Origin of the sequence: Gordonia sp. SL306, from assembly GCF_026625785.1 — a bacterium.
Classification (GTDB): Bacteria; Actinomycetota; Actinomycetes; order Mycobacteriales; family Mycobacteriaceae; genus Gordonia.
Map to the genome: position 1 here is coordinate 3,924,639 of NZ_CP113063.1, position 21,905 is coordinate 3,946,543.

Annotated in this window: 20 protein-coding genes; 13 read left to right on the forward strand and 7 right to left on the reverse strand. The window is 66.0% G+C overall.

Translation table 11 applies throughout. From position 1 onward, the window contains the following. Window positions 1-30: 30 nt before the first annotated feature. The 3 genes from OVA31_RS18005 to OVA31_RS18015 all read right to left on the reverse strand — a co-directional run bounded on the left by OVA31_RS18005 (window position 31) and on the right by OVA31_RS18015 (window position 2,487). Window positions 31-1,050, reverse strand: coding sequence for a beta-ketoacyl-ACP synthase 3 (locus OVA31_RS18005; RefSeq protein ID WP_267631591.1), 1,020 nt, complete (start codon window positions 1,048-1,050; stop codon window positions 31-33). Between the two features lie 205 nt (window positions 1,051-1,255). Further along, the gene (gene pth, locus OVA31_RS18010) at window positions 1,256-1,822 is read right to left on the reverse strand and encodes an aminoacyl-tRNA hydrolase (RefSeq protein WP_267627978.1); all 567 of its coding nucleotides are present in this window, start codon (window positions 1,820-1,822) and stop codon (window positions 1,256-1,258) included. Between the two features lie 20 nt (window positions 1,823-1,842). Beyond that, the gene (locus OVA31_RS18015; RefSeq protein WP_267627979.1) at window positions 1,843-2,487 is read right to left on the reverse strand and encodes a 50S ribosomal protein L25/general stress protein Ctc; all 645 of its coding nucleotides are present in this window, start codon (window positions 2,485-2,487) and stop codon (window positions 1,843-1,845) included. A gap of 273 nt (window positions 2,488-2,760) precedes the next feature. On the opposite strand from OVA31_RS18015, the gene OVA31_RS18020 reads away from it, so the two are divergent. After that, entirely contained in the window at window positions 2,761-3,204 is a 444-nt protein-coding gene (locus OVA31_RS18020; protein WP_267627980.1) for a limonene-1,2-epoxide hydrolase family protein, read from the forward strand. A gap of 9 nt (window positions 3,205-3,213) precedes the next feature. On the opposite strand, the gene asnB is transcribed toward OVA31_RS18020, so the two are convergent. Together asnB and arsC are read right to left on the reverse strand one after the other, a co-directional pair. After that, on the reverse strand, window positions 3,214-5,055 hold the full coding sequence (gene asnB / locus OVA31_RS18025) for an asparagine synthase (glutamine-hydrolyzing) (protein WP_267627981.1): 1,842 nt from the start codon (window positions 5,053-5,055) through the stop codon (window positions 3,214-3,216). A gap of 132 nt (window positions 5,056-5,187) precedes the next feature. After that, window positions 5,188-5,529: an arsenate reductase (glutaredoxin) gene (arsC, locus tag OVA31_RS18030; protein ID WP_267627982.1), complete on the reverse strand. Its 342-nt coding sequence runs from the start codon at window positions 5,527-5,529 to the stop codon at window positions 5,188-5,190. A gap of 160 nt (window positions 5,530-5,689) precedes the next feature. Between arsC and OVA31_RS18035 the strand changes: the two genes are divergently transcribed. The 7 genes from OVA31_RS18035 (at window position 5,690) to OVA31_RS18065 (ending at window position 13,998) form a co-directional block, all read left to right on the forward strand. After that, window positions 5,690-6,472 carry a crotonase/enoyl-CoA hydratase family protein gene (locus OVA31_RS18035; RefSeq protein ID WP_267627983.1) on the forward strand — a complete coding sequence of 261 codons (783 nt, stop codon included), beginning with the start codon at window positions 5,690-5,692 and terminating at the stop codon, window positions 6,470-6,472. After that, complete coding sequence (locus OVA31_RS18040) at window positions 6,469-8,451, forward strand: acetoacetate--CoA ligase (protein ID WP_267627984.1); 1,983 nt, start codon at window positions 6,469-6,471, stop codon at window positions 8,449-8,451. The genes OVA31_RS18035 and OVA31_RS18040 overlap by 4 nt, the downstream gene beginning before the upstream one ends. Next, the gene (locus tag OVA31_RS18045; RefSeq protein WP_267627985.1) at window positions 8,448-9,410 is read left to right on the forward strand and encodes a 3-hydroxyacyl-CoA dehydrogenase NAD-binding domain-containing protein; all 963 of its coding nucleotides are present in this window, start codon (window positions 8,448-8,450) and stop codon (window positions 9,408-9,410) included. Before OVA31_RS18040 ends, OVA31_RS18045 begins: the two co-directional genes overlap by 4 nt. Beyond that, entirely contained in the window at window positions 9,407-10,903 is a 1,497-nt protein-coding gene (locus OVA31_RS18050; protein WP_267627986.1) for an acyl-CoA synthetase, read from the forward strand. The genes OVA31_RS18045 and OVA31_RS18050 overlap by 4 nt, the downstream gene beginning before the upstream one ends. After that, window positions 10,903-11,790, forward strand: coding sequence for an amidohydrolase family protein (locus OVA31_RS18055; protein WP_267627987.1), 888 nt, complete (start codon window positions 10,903-10,905; stop codon window positions 11,788-11,790). The genes OVA31_RS18050 and OVA31_RS18055 overlap by 1 nt, the downstream gene beginning before the upstream one ends. A 5-nt stretch (window positions 11,791-11,795) precedes the next feature. Next, window positions 11,796-12,221 (forward strand): MarR family winged helix-turn-helix transcriptional regulator, encoded by a 426-nt coding sequence (locus tag OVA31_RS18060; protein WP_267627988.1) that lies wholly within the window; start codon window positions 11,796-11,798, stop codon window positions 12,219-12,221. Between the two features lie 70 nt (window positions 12,222-12,291). Beyond that, a complete protein-coding gene (locus OVA31_RS18065; RefSeq protein WP_267627989.1) occupies window positions 12,292-13,998 on the forward strand; it encodes an MFS transporter in 1,707 nt (568 codons plus the stop codon). A gap of 89 nt (window positions 13,999-14,087) precedes the next feature. Here the strand turns inward: OVA31_RS18065 and OVA31_RS18070 are convergent, their stop codons facing one another. After that, window positions 14,088-14,891, reverse strand: coding sequence for a FadR/GntR family transcriptional regulator (locus OVA31_RS18070; RefSeq protein ID WP_267627990.1), 804 nt, complete (start codon window positions 14,889-14,891; stop codon window positions 14,088-14,090). Between the two features lie 102 nt (window positions 14,892-14,993). Here OVA31_RS18070 and OVA31_RS18075 point away from each other — a divergent pair, with 102 nt between their 5' ends. Genes OVA31_RS18075 through OVA31_RS18095 form a run of 5 tightly spaced genes read left to right on the forward strand, consistent with a single transcriptional unit; the run spans window position 14,994 to window position 20,167 of the window. Beyond that, window positions 14,994-16,139: an acyl-CoA dehydrogenase family protein gene (locus tag OVA31_RS18075; RefSeq protein ID WP_267627991.1), complete on the forward strand. Its 1,146-nt coding sequence runs from the start codon at window positions 14,994-14,996 to the stop codon at window positions 16,137-16,139. Continuing rightward, complete coding sequence (locus OVA31_RS18080; RefSeq protein ID WP_267627992.1) at window positions 16,136-17,107, forward strand: acyl-CoA dehydrogenase family protein; 972 nt, start codon at window positions 16,136-16,138, stop codon at window positions 17,105-17,107. The genes OVA31_RS18075 and OVA31_RS18080 overlap by 4 nt, the downstream gene beginning before the upstream one ends. Further along, window positions 17,104-17,886, forward strand: a complete 783-nt coding sequence (locus OVA31_RS18085; RefSeq protein WP_267627993.1) for an enoyl-CoA hydratase/isomerase family protein — start codon at window positions 17,104-17,106, stop codon at window positions 17,884-17,886. The genes OVA31_RS18080 and OVA31_RS18085 overlap by 4 nt, the downstream gene beginning before the upstream one ends. Beyond that, window positions 17,883-19,088, forward strand: a complete 1,206-nt coding sequence (locus tag OVA31_RS18090; protein ID WP_267627994.1) for an acyl-CoA dehydrogenase family protein — start codon at window positions 17,883-17,885, stop codon at window positions 19,086-19,088. Before OVA31_RS18085 ends, OVA31_RS18090 begins: the two co-directional genes overlap by 4 nt. Beyond that, window positions 19,088-20,167 carry an acyl-CoA dehydrogenase family protein gene (locus tag OVA31_RS18095; RefSeq protein WP_267627995.1) on the forward strand — a complete coding sequence of 360 codons (1,080 nt, stop codon included), beginning with the start codon at window positions 19,088-19,090 and terminating at the stop codon, window positions 20,165-20,167. The genes OVA31_RS18090 and OVA31_RS18095 overlap by 1 nt, the downstream gene beginning before the upstream one ends. A gap of 32 nt (window positions 20,168-20,199) precedes the next feature. On the opposite strand, the gene OVA31_RS18100 is transcribed toward OVA31_RS18095, so the two are convergent. Beyond that, window positions 20,200-21,897: a class I adenylate-forming enzyme family protein gene (locus tag OVA31_RS18100; RefSeq protein ID WP_267627996.1), complete on the reverse strand. Its 1,698-nt coding sequence runs from the start codon at window positions 21,895-21,897 to the stop codon at window positions 20,200-20,202. Between the last annotated feature and the right edge of the window lie 8 nt (window positions 21,898-21,905).

A 21,905-nucleotide genomic window follows, 5' to 3' on the forward strand; every position in this document is an offset into this window, starting at 1 on the left:
GAAACCCGCTGTGCCCGCATGAGAACGGCCTCAGTCGAGGCTGCTCTCCCGCGGAGCCGGGGGAAGCGTCACGACGGCGCCGGCGTAGCTGAGTCCGGCACCGAAGCCGAGCAGCAGTGCGGTCTGCCCACCCTTCGCCTTGCCGCTCGCGAGCATCTCCTCCATGGCCAGCGGGATCGAGGCCGCAGACGTGTTGCCGGTGTTCTCGATGTCGTTGGCCATCGGGACGTCGTCGGCGAGTCCGAGGTTCTTCTTCATCAGTTCGTTGATGCGCGCGTTGGCCTGGTGCGGCACGAAGACCTCGATGTCGTCGATTCCCACACCCGAGGTCTCCAGCACGGTCGACAGGGCTTTCGGCAGGGTGATCGCTGCCCAGCGGAACACCCGCGGACCCTGCATCGTGACGAACATCCGGCCGACCGGCTCGGACTCGGGGTCTTTGTGCTGGAACTCCTCGGCGCGGTCCATGTATTCGGGGATGTCCCAGTTCTGGCCGATCGCCTCGGCGTTCTCGCCGTCGCTGCCCCAGACGGTCGGCGAGATCCCGTTCTCGTCGCTCGGCCCGACGACGACGGCCCCTGCGCCGTCACCGAAGATGAATGCGGTGTTGCGGTCGGTCGGCTCCATGACGACCGACATCGTCTCCACCCCGACGACGAGCACGTACTCGGCCGACCCGGCGCGGACGGTGTCTGCCGCGATTCCGAGCCCGTAGCCGAAGCCGCCGCAGCCGGCCGCGACGTCGTAGGCGGGGATGCCGTTGAGCCCGATGTCGAAGGCCACGATCGGCCCACCGTGCGGGATCTTGGTCTTCCAGCTGTTGGTCGCCAGGATCAGGGCACCGATCTTCTCCTTGTCGACTCCGGAGTTGCGGATCGCGCGTTCGGCGGCTGCGGCCGCCATCGACCGTGCCGTCTCATCGCCACTGATCCAGCGACGATTCCGGATGCCGCTGCGCTCGAAGATCCACTCGTCGCTCGAATCGAGCTTCTCGCACACCTCGTCGTTGGTCACCAACCGTTGAGGTCGATACGCGCCGATGCCCAGCATCGCGACGTTCTGGTGCCCGCTTCTCGCCGCAATTCCCACCGCTGTCTCCATCCCTCGTCGATCGATCGACTGCGATTGTAGGCCTTCATTACCGAGAAGTAAGAAAGCTTTCGTCGCCTTTGCGATCCCGTATCCGATTCGACGCCGATCTCCGCGCGCGAGTCGCCGGACGAGGGGATCACCGGGTGTGCGCGGGGCTACCCGCTCACCAGGTGTGGACGACGTTCTGCGCGGCCTCCAGGCCCTGAGAGATCAGCATCTCGGTGGCGTCGATGCCATGCGCGATCAGTAACTCGACGTCGGCACGAGCGGCCGACGGAAAGGGCTTCAGAACGAAATCGGCCGGGTCCTGCCGGCCGGGTGGTCGTCCGATGCCGAGCCGGACCCGGTGGTAGTCACGTGACCCGATCGATTGACTGATGGATCGCAAACCGTTGTGGCCGCCTTCGCCACCGCCTTGCTTGAGCCTGACCAGACCGAGATCGATGTCGAGTTCGTCGTGCAGCACGATCAGGTCACCCGGCGGGACCGAGTAGAACTTGGCCAGGGGGCCGATCTGTCGTCCGGCCTCGTTCATGTAGACCCGGGGTTTCGCGACGAGGGCCTGGTGGCCGGCGACGGTGAGGGGCGCAACCTGCGCGCCCGACTTCTTGTGCAGCTTCCACCGCTCGCCGGCCGAGGCGACGAGGCCATCGGCGACCATCGCGCCGATGTTGTGCCTCGTCTTCTCGTATTTCGGGCCGGGGTTGCCCAGCCCGACAATCAGTTTCACTGATCAGTTGTGAACGAGGATCACTCTGCCGATTCTTCGGCAGGAGCCTCGGTCTCTTCCTCGGTGCCCGGGGTCTCCGCGCCGGCCTCTTCGGCCTCGTCCTCGAGCTGCGAGGCGGTCGGTGCCTCGTTGACGGCGACGATGAGGGTCTCCGGATCGCTGATCAGCGTGACGCCCTCGGGCAGGTCCAGGTCGGATGCGTGGACCGCGTTGCCCGGCTCGACGCCCTCGACGCTGACGACGAACTGCTCGGGGATCGACAGCGCGTCGGCCTCGATCTCGATGTAGCTGGTGTCCTGGGTGACCAGGGTGCCCGGGGCCGCGTCGCCCTCGACGACGATGTAGACCTCGACGGTGACCTTCTCGCCGCGGCGGATCACCAGGAGGTCGACGTGCTCGATGTAGTTGCGGATCGGGTGCACGTCGATCTGCTTGGTCAGCGCGATCTGGCTGGTGCCCTCGATGTCGAGGTCGATGATCGAGTTGGTGCCGGTGTTACGCAGGATCGCGGCCAGCTCGAGCGCCGGGAGATTGAGGTGCTGCGGATCGGTGCCGTGGCCGTAGAGCACGGCGGGTACGTTGCCCTCGCGGCGGGCACGACGGGCGGCGCCCTTGCCCTTCTCGGTGCGAGTGGTGACCGTCAGCTTTGCGGTCTGAGTAGCCATGTGGTTCTCCTCGTTCGGCGGTTCGGGTGAACCGCGGTGGTTCGGTGGGTGGGTCGCGGCGAGCGACATCGACCCCGAACCATCCAGCGGGCCTACAGGTGCCCGCGGAGGAGATCCGCGATGATCGCGCCGATAACGGTGATCGCTCACCCTCGCCGAGACAACGCAGGAAAGAATAGTCGATGGCCACGGCCGATGTCACATCGTGCCCGGTGTCCGCACCGCTGGTCGGAGGGTGTTCCCGTGACCCGTCGTCACAGGCATACTGGCCCCATGACCTCACGAACACCGATCGACATCGTCACCGAGTTCCTCGACGAGTTGGCACGGGGAGACTCGGCGGCCGCCCTCGAGAACGTGGATGAGAACATCGCCTACACCAATGTCTCGACACCGACCGTTCACGGTAAACGCAAGGTGGCGAAGGTATTCAGTGGACTCGACAACCTCTCGTGGGCCGGCTTCAACTATCGGATGGTCAATGTCTCCGCCGACGGTCCGGTGGTCCTCACCGAACGCGTCGACGAACTGCGGATCGGCCGCGTCGCGATGCAGTTCTGGGTGTGCGGCCGATTCGAGATCGCCGAGGGGCGCATCACGGTGTGGCGGGATTACTTCGACTACTGGGACATGACCAAGGGCCTGGTGAAGGGGTTGGTCGCCGCGGTGATCCCGGCCGCGCAGAGGCCCCTGCCCGCAAAAACGCTCACCGCGTAGCCGTCGGCGTCAGGCGACCTGCAGGTCGGGTGAGTACATCTCGATCCAATGGTAGAGATCGAGCACCCGATCCATCTGGGTACGGACCTCGGGCGACACATCATGGGCAGACTCCGCCGTCATGGCCTTGACGGCGCGGCGGTCGACGAGATCGAACACCTGATGGCCCCGCTCGGCGGCGATGTCGTCCAGCTGCTGCTGCAGGGTGATGGTGTACTTGAGGTCCTGGGTCGACGGGTACGGGCTCTTGGTCCGATCGACCACCGACTGCGGTAGGACGTGCTTAGTCGCGTGACGCAGCAGGCTCTTCTCGCGACCGTCGAAGGTCTTGAACGCCCATGGTGTGTTGTAGACGTATTCGACGAGCCGGTGATCGCAGAACGGAACACGTACCTCGAGACCGACCGCCATGGATGCGCGGTCCTTGCGGTCCAGCAGCATTCGGACGAAGCGGGTGAGGTGGAGGTGGCAGATGACCCGCATCCGGCGTTCCTCCGACGATTCACCGTCGACGGTGGGGATCGCCGCGAGGGCGGTGGCGTACTGGTCGTCGACGTAGGAGTCGATGTCGAGGGTCTGCTGCATCTCGGGAGTGAGCATGGCGTAGCGCGAACGGGTGAGCGCACTGCCGAACGCCAGCCACGGGAAGGTCTCGGCGTTGCGTGAGCCCTCATCGAAGAACCACCGGTAGCCGCCGAACACCTCATCTGCCGATTCTCCGGACAGCGCGACCGTCGATTCGGCCCGGATCGCCTTGAACAACAGGTAGAGCGAGCTGTCCATGTCTCCGAGGCCGGCCGGGATGTCGCGGGCTCCGATGACCGCCCTGCGCACGGCGGGATCGGTGAGATCCGCGGGATCGAGCATGACGTCGCGGTGCATCGACCCCACATGCGTTGCGACGTCACGGACATACGGCGAGTCGGGAGTGTCCCGCATCTCGTCCGGCCGGAAGTTCTCCTCCTGATTGACGAAATCGACCGCATAGCTGTGTACGCGACGGCCCTCTTCGCCGAGGTGGGCGGCGGCGAGACCGGTGAGCGCGCTCGAATCCAAGCCGCCGGAGAGCAATACGCATCGCGGGACGTCGGCGATCAGTTGCCGGTTCACGATGTCGGTCATCAGCTCGCGCACATGATCTACGGTCTCATCGACGTCGTCGGTGTGCTCGTGCGCGGGCAGCGACCAATAGGTCCGGGTGGCGCAGCCATCGCGTGAGACAGTGACGACGGTGCCCGGCTCGACCTCGCGGATGTGCTTCCACATCGACCACCCGGGCGCCTTGGTGACCGCGAAGAGTTCCCGGAATCCATCGGCGTCCACGGTGTGCGGCACCAGCGGATTCGCCAGGATCGCCTTGGGTTCCGATCCGAACACCACGCCGTCGTCGGTCTGCGAATAGTAGAAGGGCTTGATGCCCAGTCGATCCCGCACCATGACGAGCTGCTCGGTTCGGCCGTCCCAGATCGCGAAGGCGTACATGCCGTTCAGTCGGTCCACCACTTCGGTGCCCCACTCGAGGTATCCGTGCAGCACCACCTCGGTGTCACTCTCGGTGTGGAACTCGTGACCGGCGTTGGCCAGCTGCCCACGGAGTTCGCGGAAGTTGTAGGTCTCGCCGCTGTAGACGATTGCGACGTCGCCGGACGGCGTGTTCGCCACCATGGGCTGTCGCCCCATCGGCAGATCGATGATCGCCAGCCGACGATGGCCGAGGCCGACGTGTCGGTCGACGTAGGTCCCCACGTCGTCCGGACCGCGATCGCTCATCGTCGCGGTCATCTCGTCGAGAATGTTCTTCTTGCTTGCCATCTCGTGGGTGTAACCCACCCAGCCGGTTATTCCGCACATGAAACGCGCCCCACCTTCAGTGATTAGCGGTGCTAAATAAATTCGCAATTCCGTTGTAACACGGAACTAATCTGAAGGGCGACGCGCCTTTTCGCTCTCGCGAGGAATGTCCGAAAGGTCGTGTCGGTGGTGTCAGAGAATCTCGTCGAGCCTGTCCACCGGTCGGGCAAGACGAGTTCCCTTGTCGGTCACCACGAATGGTCGCTCGACCAGAATCGGGTGCTGGACCATCTCGGTGAGCAGCTTGTCCTCGGGCAACGACGCGAGATCGAGTTCCTTGTAGAGCGATTCGCGTTTGCGGACCGCGTCGCGGGCGGTCAGACCGGCATCGTCGAGCAGTTGGGTCAGCTGATCGCGGGTATATGGCTGATCGAGATACTTGACGACGGTGGGTTCGATCCCGGCGTCGCGGAGCTTCTCGAGCGCCTTGCGGGAAGTCGAGCACTTCGGGTTGTGATAAATCGTCGCGTCCACGTCGAAAACCATACTCGCTGTTCACGAGCTCGTAGATGGTGCCGCTGCGCGGCAATCACCGAAGGGCGGTGTTCGTCACCCGGTGCCGGTTCTCGGCGGGCGCGTTGACGCACGGCGTCGAGAGAGTAATAATCAGGAAACCTGATTATTAGGAGTCGGCATGGAAACAGCGCTACCCCCGTCACTGCGGGTCGAACGAGACGGCCCGGTCGCGATCCTGACACTCGCGCGGCCGGAGAAGCGGAACGCCCTCAACGACAAGATGGTGAGGGGGATCGAGGACTTCTTCCGACACCTCGAACCCGGGATCAGGGCGGTGGTCCTCGCTGCGGACGGCGACCATTTCTCCGCCGGCCTGGATCTGTCCGAGATGGTCGAGCGAAGTACCTTCGAGGGAGTCGCCCACTCGCAGATGTGGCATCGCGCGTTCCGTGAGATCGAGCAGGCGCCGGTACCGGTCATCGCGGTGTTGCGCGGGGCGGTGGTCGGCGGTGGACTGGAACTGGCCGCCACCGCACATCTTCGCGTCGCCGAACAGTCGACGTTCTATGCGCTGCCCGAAGGGCAGCGCGGGCTCTTCGTGGGTGGCGGGGCCTCGGTGCGGATCCCACGGTTGATCGGCACGTCGCGGATGGTGGACATGATGCTGACCGGTCGCCGGTACAGCGGCGAAGAGGGTGAGCGCATCGGACTCAACCAGTACCTCGTGCAGGATGGCGCCGGACTCACGACGGCCATGGATCTCGCGCGACGCGTCGCCGACAATCCTCCGCAGACGAACTTCGCGGTCACGGCGGCGTTGCCGCTGATCGCCGAGGCCAATCCGCGCGAAGGTTCGATGATGGAGTCGCTGGTGGCCGCGCTGGCCCAGGGCACCGACGACGCGAAGTCGCGGATGTCGGACTTCCTGACCGGACGCGGCGCCAAGGTGGAACGACCGTGAGCGCGACGACGGCGAGCGGTGAGGTGACCTGGACGCCGCCGGTCGATGTCCGTCAGGGGACCGAGATCGGACGATTCCTCGGCTGGTTGGAACTACGTCGAGGACTCACGTTCGAAGACTATGAGGACCTCTGGCGCTGGTCGATCGACGACCTCGCGGGGTTCTGGTCTGCGATCTGGGAGTTCTTCGGAGTGGTCAGCCATGCTCCGTACGACACCGTGTTGGCGGACGACTCCATGCCGGGTGCGTGCTGGTTCCCCGGCGCGACCCTGAACTACGCCGAGCACATGCTCGGCACCTCCGAGGACACCGACACCGTCGCGATCCTCGGCCGTTCGCAGACCCGCGACGATGTCGACCTGACGTTCGGGCAACTCCGCGAGCAGGTGGCCCGCGCTCGAAAAGTGCTGCAGGATCTTGGTGTTCGACGTGGTGATCGAGTGGTCGGGTACCTTCCGAACATTCCCGAGACCCTGGTCGCATTCCTCGCGACCGCCAGCCTCGGTGCCACCTGGGCGAGTTGTGCCACCGAGTTCGGCGCGCGCAGCGTGATCGACAGGTTCGGACAGGTGGAACCGGTGGTGCTGCTGGCCGCCGGCGGCTACCGATACGGCCGCAAGGACATCGACCTGTCCGAGCGCGTTCGCGACATCCGCGCCGGACTGCCCACTGTGCGGGCCGTCATCGACATCGAGTACGGACCGTGGCGGGTGGCGGATGCGCTGTCGTGGTCGGCGCTGCTCGACGAGGCCGGCCACACCGGCGGTCCCCGTGAGGCCCAGTTCGAACCGGTGCCCTTCGACCATCCTTTGGTGGTGCTCTTCTCCTCGGGTACCACCGGCAAACCCAAGGCGATCGTGCACGGCCACGGCGGGATCTTGTTGGAACACCTCAAGAACAACGCACTGTCCTGGGATCTCCAACCATCCGACCGCATCCTGTGGTTCTCCACGACGGCGTGGATGATGTGGAACGCTCTGGTCTCGGCGTTGCTCACCCGGGCAGGCATCGTGCTGCTCGACGGTGACCCCACCTATCCGGACCTCGGCTGGCAGTGGCGGATTGCCGAACAGACCGGTGTGACGCTGATGGGTGCCGCCCCCGGGTACCTCATGGCGTGTCGGGGAGCGGGACTCGACCTGCACGATGCGGATCTGAAGATCCGGATGGTTGCGTCCGCGGGTTCACCGCTGCCGCCCGAGGGCTACGCCTGGATCCGTGCGCAACTCGGTCCCGAGGTGATGCTGAATGTGGGGTCCGGCGGCACCGACGTGTGCAGCGGAATTGTGCAGAACAACCCGTTGCTGCCCGTGCACGCCGGACAGATCTCGGGCCGGGCCCTTGGCGTGGCCGCTTTCGCATTCGATGACGACGGCCGTGAGATCATCGATACCCCTGGCGAATTGGTCATCACCCGGCCCATGCCGTCGATGCCGGTCGGGCTCTGGGGCGACTCCGACGGCACACGGATGCGGGACACCTATTTCGATCGTTGGCCCGGAGTCTGGCGGCATGGAGACTGGATCACGTTCGGTCCCGACGGGAGCTGTGTCGTGTCTGGTCGGTCTGATGCGACGTTGAACCGTGGGGGGGTTCGGCTGGGTACCGCTGAGTTCTACCGGGTCGTAGAGGAGCTGCCGACAGTGTCGGACAGCCTGGTGGTTCACCTGGAGGATCCGGCGGGCGGCAACGGTCGGTTGATCCTCTTTGTGGCGCTCGCCGACGGAGCCGACCTCGACGAGGATCTGCGCCGACGCATCGCGAGCGAATTGCGCAGTGCACTGTCGCCGCGGCATGTCCCGGACGACATCATCGAGGTGGATTTGGTGCCACGCAACCGGACCGGCAAGAAGCTGGAGATTCCGGTCAAGCGGATTCTGCAGGGCGCACCACCCGATCAGGTTGCCAGCAAGGACTCGTTGGCCGAGCCGACCTCTCTGGACGCGTTCGCCGCCTTTGCCGGGCAGGCGCAGCGATGAACGGACAGGCCGCTGCCGTCCAGAGGGTGGTCGTCGTCGGTGCCGGTGCGATCGGGCTCAGCTGGACTGCGCTGCTGATCGGCCGCGGGGTCGATGTGGTGCTGGCCGATCCGGCCCAGGAAGCCGAGGAACGGGCCATCCGCACACTGACCACGATGCTGGGGGAAGTCCCCGCCGACCTCTCGCTCGTCGTCGACGCCGCCGAAGCTGTTGCCGACGCGGACTTCGTGATCGAGGCGGGTCCCGAGCGACTCGACCTCAAACGGCGGCTGTTTGCCGATCTCGACGCCGCCGCACCCGCACACGTGATGCTGACCAGTAGCTCGTCCGGTTTGGCGGCCAGCGACATCCAGCGCGACTGCACCCGCCACCCGGAACGGGTGCTGGTGGCGCACCCGTTCAACCCACCCCATCTGGTCCCGCTGGTCGAGGTGGTCGGCGGCCGGCTGACCAGTGAAGAGTCCGTGCTGATGACGATGGAGATCCTCCGTGGTCTGGGTAAAGCGCCGATCCGGCTGCGCCGAGAGCTCCCCGGGCACGTGGTGAACCGATTGCAGGCCGCCCTGTGGCGTGAGGCGTACTACCTGGTCGAACAGGGCGTGGTGTCGGTGACCGACATCGACCAGGCCGTCGCGAACGGACCCGGACTGCGGTGGGCGCTATTGGGACCGCTTGCCACCCAACATCTTTCCGGGGGTGACGGCGGTCTGCAGCACGTGTTGGAGCACCTCGGCCCGCCGATGCTGGACTGGTGGCAGGATCTGGGTACGCCGGAATTCACTCCGGCCCTGATCGACACCCTGGTCCGAGGCGTCACCGAGGAGATGGGCGGACAGGAGCCCGCGGTGCTGGCACGTCGAGATGCGGCTCTGCGGGAGTTGCTGGCCACCAAGGCCGAACTCGACCTCACCGTGATGCCCGGGGCGCGGGAACCGCAGGCGAAAGGCGATCGGCGATGAAGGATCAGGGTCTCGGTTCCTGGGTGACTCGTCGGGCCCGAATGTCCCCGGCGTCGACAGCACTGATCGACGGAGACGCCGCGACGACCTACGCCGAACTCGATCGACGGGTGACCGCACTCGCCCACGGACTGCGGCGGTTGGGCGTGCAGCGTGGTGACCGAGTTGCCTACCTCGGCTTCAACGGCGCCGGTTTTGTCGAAACGTTGTTCGCGGTGGCGAAACTCGGTGCGGTGTTCTTTCCGGTGAACACCCGGCTGGCCGCGCCCGAGCTGCGCCATGTGCTTGCCGACAGCGGTAGCCGGCTACTCCTGCATCAGGAGTCGTTCTCGGCGGCCGTCGCGGCCGCGCACGTCGATGACATGGATCTGCAGATTTACCCGCTGTCCAATGCTCCGACCGCGCTGGATCCGTTGCTGGATCCCGATCAGTCACCGATCGACGAAGCCATCGGTCATGACGATCTGTTCATGCTCCAGTACACGTCCGGCACCAGCGGGCGCCCCAAGGGCGTCATGCTCACCCACGGAAACGTGATCTGGAATGTGTTGAATCTGTTGGTGGACGTGGACCTGGGTAGCAGCGAGGTCGCGCTGGTCACGGCCCCGATGTTTCACACGGCAGCATTGAACCAGGTGTTGCTACCGGTGATCCTCAAAGGTGGGACCTGCTTGCTGGAAGCCAAGTTCGATCCTGCGCGCGCCATCGACGTGATCGCGAATCGCGGCGTGACAATGCTGTTCGGCGTCACGTCGATGTATCAGGCGCTGGCCGAGGAACCCACCTTCGGCACTGCTGACCTGCATACGCTCCGCCACGCCCTCAGCGGTGGCGCACCGATTCCGGAGACGTTGCTACGTACCTACGTAGACCGGGAGTTGCGGATCACCCAGGGGTACGGGCTGACCGAGACCTCTCCGGGCGCCACGATGCTGCGCGAGGCGGATGGGCTCCGCAAGCTCGGCTCCGCCGGCACCTCCTGCTTTTTCAGCGATGTGCAGGTGGTCGATCTCGACGGCCGCCCGGCGGCGGTGGGTGAACCGGGCGAGGTACTGGTACAGGGTCCGAACGTCAGCCCCGGGTATTGGCGCAACGAGACCGCCACCGACGCGGCGTTCCACGAGGGTTGGATCCATACCGGTGACGTGGCGGTGGTCGACGACGACGGGTTCGTGTACATCGTCGACCGACTCAAGGACATGTACATCTCCGGCGGTGAGAACGTCTATCCGGCGGAGGTCGAACGGGCGATCTACGAGCACCCCGACATCCTGGAGTGCGCCGTGATCGGTTTGTCGGACCCGCAGTGGGGCGAGGTGGGACGGGCCTTTGTCCGAGTCAGATCCGGCTCCTCACTCGACCACGAGCAATTGCTCGCATTCTTGGCCGAGCGGATCGCGCGTTACAAGCTTCCGCGATCCACGGTCATTCGTGATGAGCTGCCTCGCAACGCCTCCGGCAAGCTCCAGCGCTCCAAATTGAAGGAATTGTGATGACTCGCTACCAGCCCGAGATCGACCTCGACGCGATCAGCGCGATCGACATGCACGTGCACATCGAACAAGACGACCACGGTCATCTCTCCCTGGATCCCATGCTGATGGACGCCTCCGAGGCGTACTTCAAGGGCTCGGACAATCGGACCCCGACCGTGGGGGACATCGCGGCTCGCTACCGCGCGTCGGGGATGGCCGCCGTTGTCTTCACCGTCGACGCCACCACCGCACTCGGCCGTCCGGCGATCTCCAGTGAGGAGATCGCCACCCGTGCGGCGGACGAGGCCGACGTGGTGATCCCGTTCGGTTCGGTGGATCCTCGGCAGGGGGAGAGAGCGATCGATCGAGCCCGGAGCCTGGTGCAGGACTATGGCGTCCGTGGATTCAAGTTCCACCCCAGCCTGCAGGCGTTCGATCCCACCGATCCGGCGTTGCAGCCGTTGTGGTCCGCCCTGCAGGACCTGGGTGTCCCGGCGTTGTTCCACACGGGGCAGAACGGGATCGGTGCGGGACTGCCCGGTGGACGCGGCATCAAGTTGCGCTACTCGAACCCGCTTCTGCTCGACGACGTGGCCGCCGACTTTCCGGGCCTGACAGTGATCATGGCGCATCCCTCGGTTCCCTGGCAGGTCGAGGCCATCTCGATCACCACACACAAATCGAACGTGTTCATCGACTTGTCCGGATGGCGTCCGAAGTACTTCCCGCCCGAGCTCATCCGGGCCGCCGGCGGGATGCTGCATCGCAAGGTTCTCTTCGGCACCGACTATCCGCTCATCAGCCCGGAGCGTTGGCTCGCGGACTTCGCCGAATTGGGCATCAAACCCGAGCGGCACGAGTACATCCTCAAGTCGAATGCTGTGGAGGTCCTTGGCTTAGGGTGACGTCCATGACGCGTCACCAACCCACGTTGCTCTATATGGTCAAGCAAGTCGAGTTGGCGATTCGAGCGCACCTGGACGACGTGCTCAAGCCGCAGGGCCTGACCACGTCGCAGTACACCGCGATGACGGTGCTCGAGCGGGACCCCGGCATGACCGCGGCGCATCTGGCGCGCAATTCGTTCGTGACCGCGCAGAGCATGTCAGACGTGGTGGCTCCGTTGCTGGATCGCGGTCTGATCGAGCGGCATCGGGATCCGGCTGATCGACGCCGCCTGGTGTTGTCGTTGACCGCAGACGGTATGGCACTTCTGGATACCTGCCGTGGGCCGGTGACGGCGGTGCAAACGCGGATGGTGCATGGGATGGACGCGAAGGCCGCCGCCGAGTTCGGCGACGTTTTGCAGAGCTGTCGCAAGAATCTCGTGGACTGAGAGTCACTACTCGAGAGTAATAATCAGGAAACCTGTTAATCAGGCATCCTTTGTGATTTGATTCATGGTCATGAGCGCAATTGACGTGGACCCGGACGTGCCGTCGTCGGGAATGAACCATCGACTTACCGGCGGCACCCTTCTCGCCAGCGTTGTCGCCGTGATGGTGGCCCAGATCGGCTTGTCGATCCCCGCGGTGCTGAACGGCATGATCCAACGTGACCTCGACACCACCTCGGCCCAGCTCACCTGGGTCTCGGCGGCGTTTCTGGTTCCGATCACCCTGCTGGAGCTCAGCTGTGGTGTCCTGGGGGATCTTTTCGGCCGTAAGCGCCTCTTGGCGATCGGATCATCACTGGTCACAGTCGGCATGCTGTTGGCGTACCTCACGCCGACCGGCGGGTCGCACGCGGTGCAGATGACGTTCCTGTTCGGCGGGCAGGTCATCGGCGGAATCGGTGCCGCCGCACTGTTCCCGACCTCGGTCGCGATGCTCGCCGCCGGTACCCACACCGTGAAGGAGCGCTCCAAGTCGATCTCGATCTGGGCAGCGGCGCTGACGGCCGGTGGGTTCATCTCCCCGGTGATGGCCGGCGTGTTGGCCGAGTTACCGCATGACGGTGGCGAGAACGCAAGCTGGCGTTACGGTTTCCTGGGACTCGCCGTCCTCGGTGCCATCAGCACTGTGATCACCCTGGCGTTCGCCAGGAACTCGTCGTCGCCCAAGGGACGGTCGTTGGACATCCCGGGTCAGGTCACCGTCGCCATCGGCCTGTTCGCTCTGGTGTTCGGTGTCATCCAGGGCTCCGAGGGGGACTGGAGTTCACCGCTGGTGGTCGGCAGTTTTGTGGCCGCAGTCGTGTTCCTGGCCGCCTTCGTCGTCATCGAGCGGCGGACCGCCCAGCCGTTGGTCCAGCTGGATCTCTTCGCCAACCGTGTCTTCGTGGTCACTGCGATCGTGACCGTGCTGTCGATGTTCGCCTACCTGGGGACCGCGTACGCCACGAGCATCCGGCTCTCGGCGATCCAGGGCTATTCGCCGCTGATGACATCTGTCGGCTTCGTGTGCCTGAACATCATGGGTGTGGTCCTCTTCCCGGTCAGTTCCCGGTTGTTGCAGCACTACAACCCAGGCTGGATCCTGGCCGTCGGTGCAGCCTTGATCGGCGTCGGGGATGTTGCGCTCGCGCTGATCCCGGCGACGAACTTGTCCATCGCCGCAATTGCCTTCCCACTACTGGTGATCGGTGCCGGGTTCAAACTCGCGGTCACCTCGATCACGTCGGTCTCGGTCAACAGCGTCCCGACGTCGAAGGCGGGTATGGCCAGTGGCATGACCAGCATGATCCGTGACTTCGGCCTGACCCTGGGGCCCTCGGTGATCGGTGCGATAGCGCTGACCCGGGCCGCCTCGGAGATCTCCCAGAACGTCGCGGCCTCACCGCAACTGACGTCCGCGCTCGATGCGTTCAACGCATCGCCGCAGAACGCGCCTGCTCCGGCGCAGGCGGAGTTGCAAGGAGCGGTGAACGCCGTGAACTCCGGTCCGATCGGGGCGAACGGTGTGCCCTCGACGGTCACCATGCCTGACGGTTCGATCCACCCGCTGAACCCGATCAAGGATGTCGCCTTCCATGCCCTGTCCAACGGCTACGCGATCGGCTACCTGGTGTGTGGAATCGCCGCCATCCTGGCCGCGGTGATCGCGGCTGCGCTGTTGGGTGGGCGGCCGCACCACAACGTGTTCGCCGACGAAGAACACGCTATGGATCACTGACTGAGTGGCCCGCCGTCGAGTGGGCGAAGAATCCGGTGCCGCTGTCTGTTCATCGACGGCGGCACCGGGCGTAAGTGAGTATCTGTGGCCTAGATCCGTGACCTGCGTCCCGGATGGATGGCCTGCCGTGACATCGCCGCCGACGCGTTCACGATCCGATCGCCGTACCGCTCGAGCACCAGCGCCTGGGTGGCGGCCAGGTGGGCACGCGCCAGGCGCTCGGCCTCGGCGGCGTTTCCGGCTGCGATCTCGTCGACCAGCCGCCGGTGGGCGCGAACCGCCTCCTCGGCCTCCAGCTGCGAGGGGTACTCGCCGTGTCGGGTGCGGGCTTCGGCCCATGCCTCTTCCTGGGCCGACCACAGTGCGACGTAGCTGCCGACGGCATACCGGATGGTTGCGTTGGGTGCGAACGAGACGACCAGATCGTGGAAATCGCGGGCGGTGTGGGTGAACTCCACGCCGTCGGTGACCAGACCGATCGACGAGTCGATCGCGGCGGTGAGCGCCGGGACCACCACCTCGGCGCGATCCGATCGCTTGGCGCATTCGGCGGCGCACAGCGGCTCGAGCATCCGGAGCCCATCCGCGAGGTCGCGGAGCGTGACCTTTCCGGCCTGGAGCGAGAGTCCGAGATGGTAGGCGGCCGAGGTCTCGTCCGGGCGGTGGACGTCGGCGCCGCCGACATTGCCGCGTCGGACCGTCACCAGGCCCTCGGTCTCCAGTATCCTCAAGGCCTCCCGGATCGAGGGATAGCTGACCCCGAAATCCTTCACGAGTTGTTCTTGCGTGGGCAGACGGTAGTCCTCGACATCCAGGATGAGGTCGCGAAGCTCGGCAGCGACGGTCTCGGCGATCCGCCGTTGCGGAACACGACCGTTCCTGATCGTCGTCACGCGGGCCGCGATTCGTTCATGCGGCCGAGTCTAATCCAAACCAGGCGATCTTTACCATTCAAGTATTCCAATCCTTGTTATGATTGAAGTAATGTGCCCCGCATGGACTTCACGATGGGCGAAGCGGCGGCCGGACTCCGTGACCAGTTGCGCTCACTGATCGCCGAGCGCGTGCCGGCCGATTTCCGTGGCGCCTTCACCGACGATCCGGACGATCTCGGCGTCGCCCAGGACTTCTGTCGATTCCTGGCCGACCGCGGTCTGTTGTGTCTGGCGTGGCCGGAGGAGTTCGGTGGACGGGGAGCCTCGGTGTGGGAGCAGACCGTCGTCCGCGAGGAGATGTGGGCGCACCACGAGCCGCGTGGTGCGCAGTACATGGGCGTCAACTGGGTGGGGCCCACGATCATGCGACACGGCACCGAGGACCAGCGACGACAGCACCTGCCGCCGATCGCCCGAGGCGAGGTGATCTGGTGTCAGGGCTTCAGCGAGCCGGGGTCGGGATCCGACCTGGCGTCGCTGCGGACGGCGGCTCGACGAGAAGGCGACGGGTGGCGGATCTCCGGACAGAAGATCTGGACGTCGTACGCCACGATGGCGCAATGGTGCTTTCTGCTGGCGCGGACCTCGACCGGGGAGCGCAGACAGCAGGGGCTGACAGTGTTCCTGGTCCCCATGTCCGACCAGGCCATCGAGGTCCGGCCGATCCGATCGATGCTGGGGCCACATCACCTCAACGAGGTCTTCTTCGACGAACTCCAGGTGACCGAGGCCAACGTCCTGGGCACCGTCGACGACGGCTGGTCGGTGGTGCAGGAGGTGCTGTCCTTCGAGCGTGTGGGTATCGCCCGCTACGCACGATGTGAGCTCCTGCTACAGCAGGCGCCCGAGGTGCTCGGCGATCGTTGGGAGGCGCTGCCGTCCGATCTCCGGACACGATGGGCCCGGGAGTTGGTGCGGTGTCGTCGGGCTCGACTGCTCGCATACCGGGTCGTGTCGATGCAGGCCGATGGGCGGGTGCGCCCGGGCGACTCCGCGCTCTACCGGATCGCCGTCACCACACTGGACCAGTCGAGCGCGGACGTCCTCGCGGAGATCGCCTCGTACACGGCGGGCGACCCGGGTGCCGAGCGATTCCGCCTCGACGTCGAGGATCACTGGAGCTACTCCCAGGCGGCGACCGTGTCGTCGGGGAGCATCGAGATGCAGCGAATCCTGTTGGCCCGAGATCTGGTGGCGGCCTCGTGAACATCGACCTGAGCACCGAGGCGATCGACTACGGCGTGGCCGCGCTGGGAGCCTTCGCGTCGGCAGGCGGTGACCGGATCGTCGAGGATGCGGAGCGTGATCCACGAGGGCGTTCGGCCGTCGTGGAGCCCGTTCTCGCCGGACTCGGGGCCTGGGATCTCGATCCTCGTGGTGACGCCGACGAACTCGAGGCGGCGGCCGCACTCTGTCGTAGCGCGGGCTACTGGGCAGTGCCCTACCCGGTCGCCGAACGGCTCTCTGCGCCGAAGGACCTCGACGTCGACGGGCTCGTGGTGGTGTCCGATCACGACCCCGCGGCGCCCGTCACCGATCTCGACATCCGGCTGGCGACGGTGACTCTCTCCGGACGGCGCAGCATCGCGCTCGCGCGGCCGACCGAACGATCGCCGCGCACGTCGGGGTTCGTCACCGGGCTGGTCCTGGACCCACTCGACGACGACGGGACCGCCGACATCGCTCTCGGGCTCACCCTGCCGATCTGGACTCTGCTGGGGATGCTCGACCGCGCAATGGAACTCACCCGCAGCCACGTTCTCCTACGTGAACAGTTCGGTCGTCCACTGGCGAAGTTGCAAGGTGTCCAGTTCCAGCTGACCGACGCCGAGGTGGAGCGGGCCGGCGTCGAGGTCCTGGCGAAGTATGCGCTCTGGAGCATCGAGTCGGGTCACCCGGAAGCCGTCGACGATGCACTCGCGTTGCGCCTGGCAGCCATCGAGGCCGCCGACACCGTGTTCCGTATCGCGCACCAACTGCACGGCGCCACCGGCTTCTGCGACGAGACCAGGCTGTCCTGGTTGTCGCGCCACAGCCTTCCGCTGCGTCGGCTGCCGCTCGGTCTCTCGGCAACGGGTGAGGCGCTCACCCATAATCTCGGCCGACGTGGTCTGACCGGGTTGTTCGGTGGCACTGCGGAATCGACGACGACCAGGGAGTCGGTGGCACCATGACCTACGATCTTCCCGACGAACTGACGGTCCGGAGCGACGGACCGATCCGCGTGGTGACGATCAATCGCCCCGGCGAGCTCGGTGCGGTCAACAAGTCGCTGCACTGGGCGCTGGCCAATGTCTGGCGACAACTCGCCGCCGACCGCGAAGCGGCCGTCGTCATCCTCACCGGATCGGGGCGGGCGTTCAGTGCCGGAGGCGATCTCGGCTGGATCACCTCCTTCCTCGACGATCCGGTCGCGCGCGACGACAGCATCCGTGAGGGCGCCGAGATCATCGACGAGATGCTGAGATTCCCGCTGCCGGTGATCGCCGCGGTCAACGGCCCGGCCGTGGGGCTCGGCTGCAGCATGGCTGTGCTCTGTGACGTCGTGCTGATCTCGGAGAGTGCATATCTCGCCGACCCGCACGTTGCGGTGGGACTGGTCGCCGGTGACGGCGGAGCCGCCTTCTGGCCGCTGCTCACACCCATTCTGAGGTCACGGGAATACCTCTACACCGGTGACCGGATCCCCGCGGCCACCGCCGTCGAACTGGGTCTTGCGACACGGGTCACGCCGGGCGACGAACTCATGGACGAGGCACGCGCGCTGGCGACTCGTCTCGCCGCCCAGCCGCGGGAAGCGTTACAGAGCACCAAACGCATCGTCAACATGCACCTGTCGCAGGCGCTCGGCGGTCCGCTGCAGGCCGGTTTCGCGGCCGAGGTGGTCACCATGGTTTCCGATGAGCATCGGGAACGCCTGCAGGCGATGGCGACTCGGGCGGCCCGCCGATGACGGAGTTGGCGTCGGCAGTTCGTGATCAGGGCTCCGAGGATTTTCGAACCGAGGTCCGCGACTGGTGCCGCGTACACGTGCCGAACGACTGGCGAAGCGCGCAGACCGGGGCGTCCGGCGAGACGTTCGTGGCCTTTCAGAAGGACTGGTTCGCCACGCTGCGGAGTGCGGGATACGCAGTGCCGCACTGGCCGAAGGAGTGGGGTGGCGGGATGTCGGTCGCCGATCAGGTGGTGCTCTACCAGGAGTTGGCAGCGCATGACGCACCGCGTCTGGTCCTTCCGTTCGTCTCGATCCACCATGCCGCGTCCACCTTGCTCGCGGCCGGGACCGACGAGCAGCGCTCGCGGCACCTGCCCGCGATACTCGACGGTGAGATCTGGTGTCAGGGCTTTTCCGAGCCAGGGGCAGGCTCGGACATGGCGGCACTGTCGACGTCGGCGCGCCGGATCGGCGACCACTACCTGGTGAACGGTCAGAAGCTCTGGGCCAGCGGCGCAATGCATGCCGACTGGTGTCTGCTCCTCGCGCGCACCCACCCCGACGCGCCCAAGCGCCACGGGATCTCGTACTTTCTGCTCGACATGGCCTCACCCGGCATCGACGTCCGGCCGATCCGTCAGGCCACCGGGGAATCGCACTTCTGCGAGATCTTCCTCAGCGACGTCGAGATCCCCGCGACGCAGCTCGTCGGCCCCGAGAACGAGGGCTGGCGGGTGGCGCAGGAGACCCTCGGTGCCGAACGAGGGATGACGATGCTCGAACTTGCCGAACGCCTCGGCCACGGCGGCTTCCCGTGGCTTGTCGACCTCTGCCGTCAACCTGGACCGGACGGCGCACGGCCGCTGGATGATTCACGGGTGGCCGATCGCCTTGCGGCTCTCGAGACCGAGATCACCGGTCTCCGCCTGCTGTGCGCGGAGTTCGTCGCCGATCACAGCGGGCCGGCTGACGCCTCCATCGTCAAGCTGTATTACAGCGAACTCCTCCAGCGGGTGATGGACTTCGGGGCCGAGATCGGTGGGCTCGCAGCTCAGACACAGCTGCGCAAACCGCTGTCGAGCGGATGGGAATCGGGAACCTGGGTCCTCGATTTCATCGGGTCGTGGGAGTGGACCATCCCGGGCGGGACCAGCGAGATCCAACGCACCATCATCGGGGAGCGTGGCCTCGGTCTGCCCCGTGAACCGAAAGGAATCTGATGTCGACGCGGGCCGACGAACTCGCCGAACTCCACGACGAACTCTCCGCGGTGGCTCGGGACGTGCTGTCCACCAGGTCATCCGGTGCAGCGGTGGATTGGCATCTGATCGCGGGTTCGGGGTGGCTCGGACTCGAGGTGCCGGCTTCTCACGACGGTGCGGACGCCACCTTCGCCGAGGTGTCGGTGGTCCTGCGGGAGATGGGTCGCGCGGCGGCGAGCGGCCCGTATCCGGCGGTCGCCGGACTGGCCGTGGGCGCCCTCGGGACCGTGGAGCCCGGCGACCGGTGGGACCGGCTGCTCCGGCAGACCGTGTCGGGCGACGTGGTGCCGGTCCTCGCACTCGACGCTGACCACCCGGACGGCAGCGATTTTCACCTCGACGGCACCGCGGGCGGTCTGGTGCTCGGTGGCGACGCAGACTTCGTCCTCGGTGCTCCCGACGCCGATCGACTCCTGGTCCCGGCGATCACGTCGGCAGGGGAGACGGTGATCGTCGACGTCGACCCGCGGGTCGACGGCCTGAACGTGCAGGCCCGACCGGTGGTCGACGCCACGCGGACCTTCGGACGGGTCACCGCGGCGGATGTGCGAGTTGACGACGATTCGGTGTGGCGGTATCGCGACGGTGTCGATGCCGCAGTCCTGCTGTGCGATCGGGCGGCGACGGCCGTCGCGTGTGACAGCCTCGGTCTGGCCGAGGCGATGCTCGAGACGACCGTGGCCTACGCCGGGGTGCGTGAACAGTTCGGACGGAAGATCGGGTCGTTCCAAGCGGTCAAACATGCCTGTGCCGACATGCTCGTCGACGTGACAGTGGCGCGCACGCTGGTCGGCTCTGCGGTACGGCAGGTGAGCGACGGCTCACCGGGGTCGTCGGTTGCGGCCGCCATGGCCGCGTCCTTCACCGGCGAGATGGCGGTGCGGATCGCAGGCAAGTCCATGCAATTGCACGGCGGGATGGGATACACCTGGGAGAGCGGCATTCACGTGTATCTCAAACGCGCGACGCTGAATCGCACGTTGTACGGGTCGCCCGCCCGCCACCGCGCGCGGATCGCGCAACGATATCGATCCTGATCACCATCGCGGCCGCGCGCGGCGGGCCGCACTCACGTCGACAGGCGCTTGGTCGCGAGGTCGCGGAGGTCGCTCGACTTGATCTTCGCGCTCCCGGTCAGGCTGATCTCGTCGTCGTCGAAGAACAGCACATGGCGCGGGACCTTGTAGCTTGCCAGCTGCTCGCGCAGGTAACTGCGGATGCCCTCGGATTGGAGGTCGGCGTCCGCGTGGGGCACGATGCAGGCCACCACCACCTCGCCGAGGGTGTCGTGCGGAACGCCGACAGTGCGGGTGACCTTCACGCCCGGATGCGCGACCAGCACCTCGTCCACCTCGAGGGGGGACACGTTGGCGCCGCCGGTCTTGATGATGTCGGTGAGGCGACCTTCCCAATACAACCGGCCGGAATCGTCGAGGTATCCGCCGTCCCCGGTGTGGAAGAAGCCTTCGTCGTCCAGGGTCTCGGCCAGCGGCGTCCCGAGGTAGCCGAGCATGAGAGTCGGTCCCTTGACACAGATCTCGCCGCGTTCGCCGACCGGGACCGTGTCGCCGTGCAACGCGTCGACGATCTTCACGGTGTTTCCCGGCAGCGGCTCGCCGCTGCTGCCGCCGATCACATCATCCGGCGTGTTGGCCGCGAAGCACGTTGTGATGGTGAAGGTCTCGGTGTTCCCGTACGCATGTCCGGGCTCGGTGTAGTCCGTGGACACGGTGGCATGTCGTGCGAGCGCGGTGTGGCGGTCGACGAACTGCAGACTGCTCAGATCGACCGATTCCCAATTCGGGGCGGCCTCCAGTGCGGCCCACTGGTGGGGCCAGGCCAACGGGAAGTTCACCTTCTCGGACTCCATCAGCTCCAGCGCCCCGGAAGCGTCGAACATCGACTGCAGCACGAGAGACCCGCCGCTGGCCAGCGTGGATCCGAGGGCCATGCCGAAGTTCCCGGACCAGAAGAAGCCGTTGGCCGACCAGCATCGCACGTTGTCGTCGGGAGTGAGTCCGTACATACGGCGGAATCGCCACATCTGGATCGTGACGCCACGATGCGCGCTGACGATGCCCTTGGGGCGGCTCGTCGAACCCGACGAGAAGAACAGAACCGCGGTGTCGCTGGGCTGGGTGGTCGCCGCGGTCGACTCGATCAGTTCGCGTGGCTCGCCGCCCCCGAGCGCCAGGAAGGACTCCCAGTCGTCGATACCGACGTGTCCGGTGGCATCGCCGACCGTCGCCACGTAGGTCAGGAACGGATAGGTCGTCGACCGCAACGTCCCCGGTGTCGCGGTCGCGAGCTGTGGTTCCAGCTCGGTGAGGACCTCGGCGAGATCGACTTTCCCGACCCTGCGCTCGAACAACAACACCGAGACAGCGGACACCTTGAGCAGATGATCGAGTTCGGCAGGAGTCGAGAAGGTGCTGAGCGTGACTGCGACACCGCCGGCCAGCGAGGTCCCGAAGACGGCGGAGAGCCATTCGGCGCGGTTGGTCATCAGTACACCGACACGACTGTCCTTGCCCACACCGCGGGCGCGGAGTGCGCGTGCCACCTCGACCGACCGTTCCCACAGGTCCGTGTAGGACCAGCGGACCGCACCCTGCGCCGTCCGCATGACGAGAGCCTCCCGGTCGCCGAACTTCTCGGTCACCTCGCGGAGAAAGCCTGGCAGCGTGAGGGTTCCGAGACCGGGCTCGTCACCGAGCGGGGGACCTGTGGCGACCGACGGCGCAACGACTGTGGACGGGGTGCTCATGGCTGACC